Source organism: Magnetococcales bacterium, assembly GCA_015231925.1.
GTDB lineage: Bacteria > Pseudomonadota > Magnetococcia > Magnetococcales > JADGAQ01 > JADGAQ01.
In genome coordinates, this window is record JADGAQ010000032.1 from 16,115 (window position 1) to 29,544 (window position 13,430).

Here is a 13,430-nt window from a genome sequence, read left to right on the forward strand (position 1 = left end):
GCCTTCCCGAAAGCCGCGCCTTACCAAAAAGCCTATACCTATAGAAGAATATAAAATTGGCCAAAGGTGTGCTACACAGCACCATGCTTCGGGCCGCCGGGGATAAACTTCGAAAATCATATTGAATTTACAGGTTTTTTTTAAAGAGACCCCCCTGATATACCTGAATGGAGATTATCATTCCAACGAATAACTAAAAAAGGTTCAGCATATTGAACTATCTGTTTTTTCTGGTATCCTACCGGGATCCTGTCCAGTCTCTCAAGCAGAAAGCTGTGCCATGGCGAAGATGAGTGGAAAAACCGAAAAAGGTACCGTTGCACGGCGCAAGCCCGTCAAACTGGAAACCCTGGAGCAACGCATTCTGCTATCGGGGGACTTGCCCCTGGACGGCGTCGCCCCCGACCCCTCCACCCAGGGGGTGGTCAGCACGACGCCCCAGGCGGCAAACGCTCCTTCACCCTCGGACAACGCGCTTTTGCCGTCCCGAGACACGCTGCAACGACAATCTTCTTCCGGGACCCTTCAGGAGGTCGACGGCGCCTCGACCGAGGCCCTGACCATCGCCTCGCGGGAGACCCTGCTGGGCAACGGCAGCCTGTCGGGGGCGCTGATCAACGCCGGCACGGTGGCGCCCGGACACTCGCCGGGTCTGCTGAATGTCGGCTCCTACACCCAGGGGGCCGCAGCCACCCTGCGTCTGGAGATCGGCGGCAGCCACGCCGCCACGGCGCTGGACGGGTACGATCAACTGGCCGTCGCCGGGGGTGCGGACCTGGGGGGCGGCCTGGAGATCGACTTCATCGACGATTTCCGCCCCACCACGGGTCAGGTCTTCGATGTCATGACCTGGGGGCAGCGCACCGGCTCCTTCTCCTCGTTCAAGGGATTGTACGCCGGGCAGGGGCTCTATCTGTTGCCGGTGTATCAGCCGGACGGGCTGCAACTGGTGGCCACGCAACTGCCGGGGCTGGTCGATTTCGCCGTGGCGCAGACCGCCGAGGCCCTGGCCAAGGTGGATCAACTCTTCACCTGGCTGGCCGATCCCCAGGGGCAGGGTAGCGTCGACCTCGAAGCCACGGTCGACGTGCCGGGGCTGCACCTTTCCGGCAACTGGACGGTGGGGGTCGCCCGGCAGAACGGCGTGGCCACCCTGAGTTTCGGCGTGACCGACGGGGCGGCCTCCTGGGCGGCAGGGGATCTGACGGGGGGGCTCACGGGACTTTCCGGCAGTCTGACCCTGCGCGAGCAGAACTGGGCCATGAATCTTGCCGGTACGGGATCGGTGCAGTTGGGTGACGGCACCGCCCTGAGCGGGGAGTTCGCCATCGCGGGCAGCGACGCCGATCCCCTGCTGACCGTGGCGGCGAGCCATGTGGCGGCGCGTCTCGGCGAGGCCTCCACGGGGGCCTCCGTAACCCTCTCCGAGGGTGAGCTGTTACTGGTGACGGATGGCGAGGCCTATGCCGTCAACGCCTCGGGCACCGGGCAACTGCAAGGCTTCGGCGCGGCCCGCTTCAGCGGGAATCTGGCCTATACGGCCAACACCCTGGACCGGGCCATCGACCAGGCCGTCAACCTGGGCGGGGTGAGCGGACGCCTGCTCTTCGCCACGGGCGAGGCGGTCTCCCGCTTTCAGGCCGAAGCAGCCATTCTGGAAGTGACCGGCCTGGGCGAGATGCGCGGTGATTTCGCCTTCTCCTCCCGCAACCGGGTGGAGGGCAACGACCGGGTTTCCGATCTCCTGGTGGGCGCACGGGGCCTGTCGGCCCAACTGACCCTGGGAGAACTGGCCCTCGATCTGAGCAACGGCGCGGCGGCGCTGGCCCTGACCTGCCGGGTGCCCCTGGACGGGAGCGCGGGCAGTCGCTCCGTGGCCCTGCAGGCGGTTGCCGACTGCACCGTGGCCTTCGACAGCGCCGTCACCCTGAGCGGCGAGCAGGTGAGCCTGCACTACAACAGCGACAGTCGGGCGGTTTCGGCCCTGGTGGCCACCACGGGAGAGGCCCTGCCCCTGGAACTGGGAGCGGACGCCCTGCGGGTCGCCGGGCGCTTTACGGTCGATGTGAGCGGCGTGGGCAGCTTTTCCGGCGATTTGGTGGTGGATGCCGGCCAAAGCGTGCGCACCCTCTCCGACGGCAAGGCCGTCAACGTGCGTCAGCTCGCCCTGAGCGGCAGCAACTGTCTGGTCCGCGTCACCGCCGGGGGCAGCGGGCTCGATGCCGTGCTTTCCGGAACCGATCTGGCCCTGGTTTACGCCAAGGAGATCGATGGAGCCCGCTCCTGGGTGACCTCCAAAGCCGTACCGGGAGCCTTGACCCTGGCGGGATACCGCTTGGAGGAGATCGAGTCGGCGGCCCTCTCCCTGAATCGCCAGGTGGAAGGCCTCGACGCCACGGTTCTCTCCTGGGCGGAAAATAAGAGTTTTGCACTATCCAGCGGCAGACAGCTTCTACTGGATCAGTTGGGCGAAACCCTGGTGCTGCCGGTGCAGGGCGCCATCCGCCTGGGACAGAACAGCCTGAGCGGTGATTTGACCCTGGCTCTGGAGCGGGAAGGCGGGGCCTGGGGCTGGAACATCAGCGCCCGTGAGGCCCAGGTGCTGCTGGCGGCGGGACCGGCCTTCCTGCGGTTGAACAACGGTTCGGGCTCCCTGCGTCTCAAGGGGGATCGCACCCGGACGGGCAGCCTCTCCGGGGACTTCGAAGCGGGCGGACTGGCCGGTTTGACGGTTTCGGGCACGGCCACCGCCGCCTTCGATGCCACGGGCGAGTTGACCCTGTCGGGCCAGGCGACCCTGTCGCTGGGCAGCTTCGGCACCCTGTCGGCCTCCATCGGCGTGTCGCGCAGCGAAACCGATCAGGGGGCGCGGGTGGCCGTGGTGGCCAGCGGTGTTTCCGGGGAGTTCGGGGCCTCGGGGGCCTCGATTCACCTGAGCGGGGCCACCCTGGGGCTGGTGCTGGCCAAGGATGCCCTGGGGCAGGGCAATTACGCCCTTAAGGCCACCGGTTCGGCGGCCCTGCAAGGCTTCGACGGCGTGACCCTCTCGGCCAATGCCCGGGTGGCCGTCAATCATCTGGGATATGCCATCGACCAGACCCTGAATGTGGGCGGTGCGCCGTATCGCCTGCTGTTCGCCGACGAGAGCGCGGTTCAGGCGGTGCAAATCACCCAGGGTACCCTGACCCTGGACGGAGTCGGTTCCCTGAGCGGCGATCTGGCCATCCTGGCGGATCACCGGGTGGAAAACGGGGTGGAGGTGACCGATCTGGCCATCGGGCTGGAAGCGGTTTCGGCCAATCTGAGCCTGGGCGCCGCCGGGGCGGCCCTGAGCGATGCACGGGGCGCGGTGCTGCTGCGACGGGACGACGGCGGAGCCCATTACGCCCTGCAGCTCACGGGCGATGCGGCTCTGACCGGCCTTTCCGGCCTGACGCTGACGGCGGAAGAGATGGAAGTGGCCATCAATCGCATGGGCCGGGCCATCTCCCAGGAGGTGGCCACCAGCGAAGGTTGGGCCGGTGTGGATCTCCTGGCGGACGAAACCCGTCTGCGGGGCTTGGCCAAGGCGGAAATCGCCGGGCTGCTCGCGGTGGAGGGGGAGCTGTTCATCGAGTCGGTGCAGAACCGCAGCGTTACCCTGACGGACGAGACCACCCTGGCGGTGGATGAACTGATTCTCGGCGGCAGCAACCTGTCGGCTTCGATTCTGGCGGGGGGGGAGAGCCTGGCCGCCAGCCTGACCGGGGTCGATATCGCCCTGGTGCTGGCTTCGGAACGGAACGGCGTGCGACGTTGGTTGAGCAGCGAAGCCGCTCTGGGCGGGGCGTCCATCGCCGGATACGCCTTGAGCGGGTTGACCGCGGCCCGACTCGACATCAATCGCGCCATCGCCGCCGCCGACTCCCTGAGCGACGACATGCTGGATACCGCCTCGACGGCGGTCATCGACTGGTCGCGGAATAACCAAAGCATAGCCTTGAGTACCGTGAAAAACGTGGTACTTGACGCCATGGGCCCCCGCTTCGTGGTGCCGGTCAGCGGCGCGATCACCCTGGGGGAGGCCAGCCTCTCCGGGGATTTCGCCGTCATCCTCAACCGGGCGGAAGACGGCAGCCGCAGTTGGCAGATCGAGGCCTCGGGAGTGAATGTGGCTTTTGCGGCGGGCGAGGCCCGAGTCGGCATCGAAAACGGCGCGGGCTCGCTTTTCATCGGTCCGGATCAGGCCCGCAGCGGCTCGATTTCCGGCGCGGGCAGCCTGACGGGCATCGATGCCCTGACTCTCTCGGGTACCCTCGCCGCCAGCTTCGACGGCGCGGGCGGACTGAGCGTGGCCGGAGAGCTGGAATTGGGCGTTGAGGGCTTCGGGGCCCTGTCGGGACAGTTCTCCGTGGTGCGCGAACCGGCTCGACTGGCCGTTCCCGTGGAGCGACTCAACCAGGCGGAAGCGGGGCTGGAAGGCCTCATCGAGGAGACCACCTCGGGTGGAGTGGCCATCCGCACGGTGATCACCCTGACGGTGGCCGATGCCGCCGGTCGGGCACGGGAGGGGATCTACACCTTCCAGTACGACGGCGAAACGGTTGCCGCCACCTCGCTGGATGCCGCCGGGCGTCCCCTGAGTGACGAGGCCTTCGCCGCCAATCTGCGGGAGGCACTGGAAACCATCACCGCCTTCGGTGACGGCAATGTCGCCGTCAGCGGCAGCCGCAGCGAAGGCTTCCGCATCGAATGGACCGGAGCCAAGGCCGGTCAGCCGGTGCTGCTGGCGGCGCAACAAGGTGCAGCCGGGCTCTGGCTCATCGAGCCGGCGGACCCCGCCGACAAACCCGACTGGGGAGTCATCACCGAAACCAATCCCGTCTCTCTGCCCGTCAACGAATCCCAGCGGCTCACCCTGCAAAACAGCGGGGGCGTCAACCAGAGCTTCACCCTCGCCTTGGGCAATCTGACCACGGCGGCCATTCCGGTTCTCTCCACCAGCTCCTTCGTCAACGAACGGCAGGTGCTGACGGTGGTGGGCGATCCCAACCTGTCGGGACAGATCTGGCTGAAGATGGGGGAGGAGACCACCTCCAAGGTGCGTTTCGGCACCGGCCCCACCATCATCCGCAACGGCCTTCAATCGGCTCTGGAAAACCTCCTGGGAGAGGGCAACGTCAGCGTCAGCTATCGCAAAGGCTTCACGGGCCACAACAGCATCGACTACGTCATCGACTTCAGCGGTGATCTCGCCGGGGTCGATCTGGAGCCCCTGCAGGTTCTGAGCAACAATCCGGCCATCCGCTTCCAGTGGAAGACCCTGCGCAACGGCTCGCCGGGATACGGCGTGGAGGATCAGGCGGCCCGCATCCAGTCGGCGTTGGAGACCACCCTGGGGGTGGGCAACGTGGCCGTCTCCTGGGAGACGAGTTCGACCCTGGCCAACGCCCGCTATCGCATCGATTTCGCCCGTGGCCTGGGCGGTGAAAACCTCTCCCAACTGGTGGCCGCGACCGGCAGCGCCGGTCTGACCCTGGCAACCGCCACCCTGCAGGAGGGCAGCCGCGCCCGAGGGGCCGTGCAGCAGATCGATCTTTACGACGAAGAGGTTTCCGGCACCTTCGTCCTCACGGTGGACTATCAGGGCCGCAGCTACACCTCCGGCGACATTGCCTTCAATGCCCGGCCCGAAGTGGTGCGTCAGGCCCTGTTGGGAGCCAAGAACAGCGACGGCAGCCTCTTCTCCTCCACGGGAGCCGATGCCGAGGTGGTGCTGCTGGCGGACGGCAACGGTCGGCACCTCTGGGAGGTGCGTTTCGGCGGTACCGCCTCGGCTTACGACTTCAACGTCATGTCGGGCCGCATCACCTCGACCGTTACCGCCCCCGAAGCCAGTCTGGCCCTGACCCGTCAGGGCTCCTTCCAGTCGGAGACGCTGCATCTCGCCCCGGTGGGCAGCGGTCTGTTCCGCCTCTCCGTGGGAGCGGGCGGCGCTCAAAGCGGCCTGTTGAGCGCCGACAGCACCGCCGCCGAGATTCAGGCGGCACTGGAGGCTTTGGAAGCCGTCGGCGTGGGTAATGTCGCCGTGGTCGCCGCCGATGGCGGCGGTTTCGATCTGCAGTTCCGCAACGCCCGAGGCGGAACCGCCATTCCCGACATGCATCTCAGCCCGGTGCAGAGCCTCTCTCTGCTGCTGGAGGACGGCAGCGCCCCCGGAAGCGTGGCCTTGCGTTTCGCCGGCAGCGAGGATTGGGGGCCCGCCGTCGATGTGACGGGCAAGACTCCCCAGGAGGTGGCCGCCTACCTCGAAGATCTCATCTCCCTGCTGCCGGGGGTGGGTATCGGCCAGGGCAACGTCTCCGTCGCCTTGCACCAAGGCGAGGAGTGGCTCTTCGACATCACCTTCAAGAACCAGCTTGACGGCGCGGGCATGGAGCTTCTGCAAGCACTTTCGGAGCGCATTGATACCGTTGCCTCCGAACGCATTCGCATCGGTGCGGCGCAAGTCAGCGCCAGCCTGGGCGGGGGCAGTGCGGGCATTTCCCTGGAAGAGGGTACCCTCGGCTTGATTTTGCAGAAAAACGCCGCCGGAGAGACCCGTTACGCCTTGACGGCGTCGGGCACGGCGACCCTGCAGGGCTTCGAAGGCGCGGTCTCCCTGGCGGCGGATGCGGCGGTGCGCATCAACACCCTGGACGAGGCGGTCTCCTGCGAGGTGGTCACCGGACTGAGCAGCGATCCCATCCTGGTGGACTTCCAGGACGGGTTGCAACGCATGGAGGTGGACATCGACTCCGGCACCCTCGCCGTGGCCGAGTTGGGGGAGATTTCGGGCAGTTTGAAACTGGTCACCACCTCGCGGCTGGAAAACGGTACCACCATCACCGACGTGGCCATCGGCCTCGACGGGGTTTCGGGCAGTCTGACTTTGGGCGGACTCGCCGCCTCCTTGAGCAACGGCCAAGGCGGATTGGTGTTGAAAAGCGAGGTGACGGCGGCAGGGGTGGCTACCCAACGCTATGCCCTGCAGGCTGAAGGCGATGTCGCCCTGGACGGTGTACCCGGCCTCACCCTCACCGCCTCCGATCTGGCCATTGCCTGCAACCGCTGGGGCGAGGCCTTCGAAGGCACGGTCGCGACCAATCCGGGGGATTACCACCTCGATCTGCTCAAAGACGAAACCCGGCTGCGCGGCGAGGTGCATGCCGCCATCGGCGATGTCCTCACCCTGGACGGCCTGTTGACCATCGAAAGTGTCGCCAACCAACTCATCACCCTTTCCGATGGCTCCACGGGCCGGGCGGATCAGATTCTCATCGGCGGCTCGGGCGTGGTCGGCAGCCTCACTGCGGCGGGCAGTGATCTGGGAGTGACCCTTGCCGACATCGACATCGGTCTGGTGCTGTCCAACGAACGGGTGGCGCAAGGGGCGGCGCGGCGCTGGCTGACCGGTAACGCCAGCATCGCCAAAGCCGCCGTTGCCGGATATGAATTATCCGATCTCCAGGAAGCCCGGTTGGAGATCAACCGCACCCTGGATGCCGCCAGCGGCGCACTGGCCGCGGCGAGCGACGCCGTCATCGACTGGTCCCGATCGGGCCGCACCATTTCGCTCTCCGAGGCCGAATCCCTGGCACTGAGTCTGGCCGGGCCGCGTTTGGCCATTCCGGTGAGCGGCAGTCTCCAGTTAGGCCCGGCCCGACTGGCGGGTGATTTCGAAATCGTTCTGGAGGAGGTCGACGGGGCGCGCAACTGGACCATCAACGCCAGCGACGCCACTCTGGGACTGGAGGCCGGGGATGCCTACGTCGGCATCGAAGAGGCCGAGGGCAGCCTGGTTCTGGGCGCCGACAACAGCCGCAGCGGCAGCCTCAGCGGCAACGCCCTGATCCGGGGCCTGGGGGATCTGAGCCTTTCCGGCACCTTCACCACCTTGTTCGACGTCAACGGCGACATCGCTTTCTCCGGCAACGATGTCACCTTGAGCGTCGCCGGTTTCGGCAGCCTGAGCGGCAACTTCGCCGTGAGTCGTGGCGCGGATCAGTCGATTCTGCTGGGAGCGACCGATCTTTCCGCTCATTTCGGCGCGGGCGGGGTCGGGGTCTCCCTGGCCAACGGTCGTCTGGGGGCCTACATCGCCTCGCCCATGGAAGGCCACGGCGGTTACGCTTTGGTGGCCTCCGGGCTGGCCAGCCTCGATGGTTTCTCGGGTATCAGCCTCTCCGCCGACGCGGCGGTGCGCATCAACACCCTCGGTTTCCCGGTCAGCCAAACGGTCAGCGTCGGCGGGCAGGATCTCTCCATCGTCTTTGCCGACCGGGCCCTGGTGCAGGAGGTCTCCATCCTCTCCGGCGAACTGCAGGTCGCCGGTCTGGGCAGCCTCAGCGGGGCCTTGGCCATACGTTCCCAAAGCGCGGATGATCAAACCGACGTGCAGATCGGACTGGAGGGGGTTTCGGGCACGCTGGGCTTGGGCGGCATGGGCGCGGCCCTGAGCAACGGGCGCGGCGCGGTATTGCTGCACCGGGACGCCTCCGGGTCGGGTTATGCGGTGCAGGCGGAAGGCTCGGTCAGTCTGACCGGCGTCGATGCCCTGACCCTCAGCGCCGACACGCTGCAAATCGCCTACAACCGCATGGGAGAAGCCATCACCGGCCAGGTGGTGGAAACCTCTGCCGGCAGCTACACCGTCAATCTGCTGGATGAGGAAACCCGCCTGCGCGGTGAGGTGACCGCGGCCATCGCGGGTCTGCTCTCCGTCGAAGGCGAGATGTTCATCGAAACCGTGGCCAACCAGGCGGCGAGCTTGAGCGACGGCGGCAGCGTGGCGCTCGATCAGCTCGTACTCGGGGGCAGCGGACTCTCGGCGGTGCTGGGCAGCGGCACGGTGGCGGCAGCCCTTGCGGATATCGATATCGCCATGGTCCTCTCCACGGAGATCGTGGGCAGCGGCACGGCGCGGCGCTGGCTCACCAGCAAGGCCCGGATCAACGAGGCCTCGATCAACGGCTACTCCCTGGCCGATCTGGAGAATGCCGATCTGGACATCAACCGTCTGCTGGACGGCAACGCCCTGAGCGAAGCGGGGGCGGTGCTGAACTGGAGCGGGCAACAGGCCAGGGATATCGTTCTCGCCGAAGGGGAATCGTTCCTTCTGGATCAGGCGGGGGAGCATCTGGCCCTGTCGATCGAAGGGGCCCTCGATATGGGTCCGGCCCGCCTGGGCGGGGCTTTCGATATCGAACTGAAACAAGAGAACGGCGAGCGGCAATGGGAGATCGTGGCCTCCGGTGTCACCGTGGGCGTTGCCAGCGGCACGGTTCAGGTCGGTCTGGAAGAGGGTGCGGGTACCCTGGTTCTGGGGGCCAACCAGGCCCGCTCCGGCTCGATCAGCGGGCGCGCCCTGGTTTCGGGGCTTCCCGGCCTCTCTCTGGACGGCACCTTCCTGACCTCCTTCGACGCCGATGGCGGACTGGCCCTGTCGGGGCAGGCCGAGTTGGGCATCGACGGCTTCGGCGCGGTTTCGGGGCAGTTTTCCGTGGTCAAGGAGGCGGGTGACGCGGGGCGTATTCTTCTCGGAGCCTCCGACGTTTCCGCCCTGCTGGGTGGAACGAGCGCCGGGGTGGCCCTTTCCGATGCCCGGCTGGGACTGGTGCTGGACCGGGATATCGCCGGCGAAAACGCCTATGCCCTGGAAGCGTCGGGAACGGCCGTGCTGCAGGGCATGTCCGGAGAGGTCAGTCTGTCGGCCCAGGCCAGCCTGCGCATCAACACCCTGGGCGAGACCCTCACCCAGGTGGTGGAGACCGGCCTGAACAGCCCGGCCTTGACCCTGAATTTCACGGACGGATCCGCCCTCAAAGAGGTGACCATCCAGCAGGGCGACCTGACGGTGGCCGGACTGGGCACCCTTTCCGCCAGTCTGAAGCTGACCACCTCCACCAGCAACGAAAACGGCGTGGAGATCACCGATCTGGCCATCGGTCTGGATGCGGTCAGCGGCACGCTGGGTCTTGGCGGCGTGGGTGCGGCCCTGACCGGGGGGCAGGGGGCCATCGTGCTGCGGCGGGAGGTGAGCGCCGACCAGGTGGTGAGCCAGCGTTACGCTCTGGCGGCCAGCGGGGATATCGCCCTGACGGGTATAACCGGAGTCAGCCTGCAGGCCAACGACCTGCAAATCGCCTGGAACCGCTGGGGTTCCGATCTGCAAACCAGCGTCGAGGGAGCCGATGCCACCTTCGAACTCGATCTGGTGGACAACGAAACCCGCCTGCGCGGTCAGATGCACGCCGAGGTGGCCGGGGCGCTGGAACTGGATGGCGAACTCTTCCTGGAGAGCCGGGAGAACCAGACCATCACCCTGGCCGATCAGACCCCGGTGCAGGTCGATCAACTGATCCTGGGCGGGGCGGGTCTTTCCGCCCTGTTGGGCAACGACACGGTGGGGGCCAGCCTCGAAGAGACCGATATCGCCATGGTTCTCAGCCGCGAGGTGGGCGGCGATTCGCGCCAATGGCTGACCGCCAAGGCCTCCCTCGGCGGGGCCACGGTGCAGGGTTACGCCCTGGCCGACATCGACTCGGCCACCTTGCAGATCAACCGCATCCTGGGAGCCGGCGGCGACGCCTTCGGCGGGGTGGGATCGGTCATCGACTGGAGCGGAGCGGCCCGAGAGATTCAACTGAATGCCGACAAGGCGGTGATTCTGGACGATGCGGGTCCGCTCTTCCAGGTCGCGGTGGACGGTGCTTTGCAGGTGGGCCTGGCCAAACTGGGCGGCTCCTTCGACATCCTGCTGGAACAGGATGGCGCGGCCCGCAACTGGCATGTGCAGGCCAGTGACGTGGTGGTGGCCCTGGAGGCCAACGGGGCACGCATCGCCATCGACAACGGCGCGGGCCAGCTTTTCTTCGGCGCCGACGGCGAACGCTCCGGCAGCCTCTCCGGCGACGGTTCGGTCACCGGGGTGGACGGGCTCTCCCTGAACGGCACCCTGGTGACCCGGTTCGACAACAGCGGCAATCTGGAGTTGGCCGGAGCGGTGCAAGTGGAGGTGGCGGGTTTCGCCTCGATCAGCGGCGAATTCGCCCTGAGCAAAAAAGCGCCCGAAGTCATCGTTGCCGACATCATCAGCCGGGCCGCCGAGGCGGGCAACAGCGGCAGCGTGGCCGAAAGCCAACGCGGCGGGGTCAAAAGCACCACCCTGATGACCCTTTCGGCCATCAGCGACGACGGTCTGCGCTTCCGGGAAGGGATTTACACCTTCGCTTACGGGGCAACCTCGGTCAATGTATCGAGTTTGTCCGCCGATGGGCTGCAACCCCTGGCCGACAACGCCTTCGCCTTCCGGCTGCAAAACGGGTTGCAACTGCTTTTCGGCAGCGGCAACGTCACCGTGAGCGGCAGCCGCGCCACGGGTTTCACCATCGAGTTCGTCGGGGCGCTGGCCGGGCAAGCCATCTCCGGCCTGACCATGACGCCCCCGGCGGATCCGGCGGAAGCAGCCGATTGGGGCAGCGCCTACGTGGAGAAACAGGCCACCGCAGGCTACGGCGCGGTGCATCGCCTGGATGCCTTCGACGCCCTGGCCCAGGGCAGCTACAGTCTGGAATTCGATTTTCAGATCAAAAGCAATACCCGCGTCAAACTGACCGCCTCGGACGCCGACGGCAACTTCCGGGAGGGCAGCTACGCCTTCTCCTACGGGGGCAGGACGGCGGGCGCTTCCACGGTCACGGCCAACCTCACCCCGGTCTCCGACAGCGAATTCCGGCTGCGCCTGAGCAAAGCCCTGGAGATTCTGCTGGGCAGCGGCAACGTCTCGGTCAGCGGCAGCCGCTCCGCCGGATACACCGTCGAATTCGTCGGGGCTTTGGCCGGACAGGAGATCCCCCTGGCGGCGAGCGCAGGCGGCATCGGGCTCTTCATGTCGCCACCCGCCGATCCCTCGGCGACCCTGGCCCGTTCCGGCGGAGTGGCCGTGGAATCCCAGGCCACCCAGGCCACGCCTTCGACCACTTATATATTGCTGATCGAGCGTCCCGAGGGGGCCTCGCGCAACCTCAACAACTTCACCTTCTCCTTCGCCAATTCCGCCAAAACCGCCACGGCGAAATTCGTCGATATCCAGTTCAGCCAGCCCCGTCATATCCGGGAGGCGCTGGAAAAAATCGTCGGCGCGGGCAACGTCTCGGTTGCGGAACTCTCCTCACCCATGGCGGCGCAGGAGTATCGCATCACCTTCAAGGAGTCGGTTCTCTCCCTGGGCCTGCTGTCGGTGGCCAATGCGGGACTGCCGGAGGTGACCTATACCCTGGGCGCGGTGCTTGCCGACGGCAGTTTCTCCGAAGCCACCGGCGCGGTGCATCGCCTCAACGGCTTCCCCGCCGAAACCCGGGGCAGTTTCACCCTGTCGGTGAAATACGGCGGCCACACCTATACCACCGCCGCCGTCGACCTGCATGCCAGCGCCGCCACGGTGCAAAATGCCCTGCAAAATGCCACCCGCTCCACAGGCGCTTCCCTGGCGGCTGCCGGGGTGACCATAGACTGTCAGCTTGATGAGGAGCTGGGCCAGTGGCGGGTCGAATTCGGGGGGGCCGCCCTCGGCGTCTCCATCCCCGCCATGAGCCGCACGGTCACCCCGAGTCTGGCCCCGACGGCGCGTTTGACCACCGTGGCCTCGGGCGCCACCGTCGGCGCGGGAACCTACACCACCGCCGCCATCGATTTTCAGACCACGGCGAACGGGATTCGGGATGCCCTTCTGGCGGCGACCACCGCCGAGGGGACCACCTTCGAGGCCAGCGGAGCCACGGTCTCGGTCGCCCTGGACGCCGCCGTGGAGCAGTGGCGCGTCAGCTTCGGCGGCAGCGCCGTGGGTCAGGCCATTCCGGCCATGACCCGTCTGGTCTTCCCCAAAGCGGCTCCTACGGCCACCCTGGCCACCAGCCGGGAGGGCAGCACCACCTCGGAGGTGCAGCATCTCACCCTGGATGCGGCTTCGGGCCTCTTTGCCCTGGCCTTTGGCCAGGAGACCACCCGACCCTTGGAAGCGGATGGACTCACGGCTCACGGTCTGCAAACAGCCCTGGAGGAACTGGAGAGCATCGGCGAAGGCAACGTGGTCGTGGTCCCCGCCGACGGCGGCGTCTGGGAAGTGCGATTCCAGGGCGCTCTCGCGGGACGGAATCTGGCCAGTCTGCAGGTGTGGGCGGTACAAAGTCTCGATGTCAACATGGCCGACGGGGCCATTGCCGACGAACTGCACCTGCGCCGCAGCGATGCCGCCGATTGGCAGCAAAACCTCACCCTGACGGGACTTTCCGCCGGGGAGAGCCTCGCCGCGTTGCAAAACGCCCTGGCTGCACTGCCGGGTTTTGCCGGGGTGACGGTGATTGCCGCAGACAACGGCCTTTACCATCTGTTGGGAGCCAGTCTGCCCGCCC

General features: G+C 66.6%; 1 protein-coding gene. It reads left to right on the plus strand.

The window, feature by feature from the left end; all coding sequences use genetic code 11:
* Positions 1-280: 280 nt before the first annotated feature.
* On the plus strand, positions 281-13,430 hold a 13,150-nt coding region (locus HQL56_05815; protein ID MBF0309022.1), incomplete at its 3' end, for an LEPR-XLL domain-containing protein.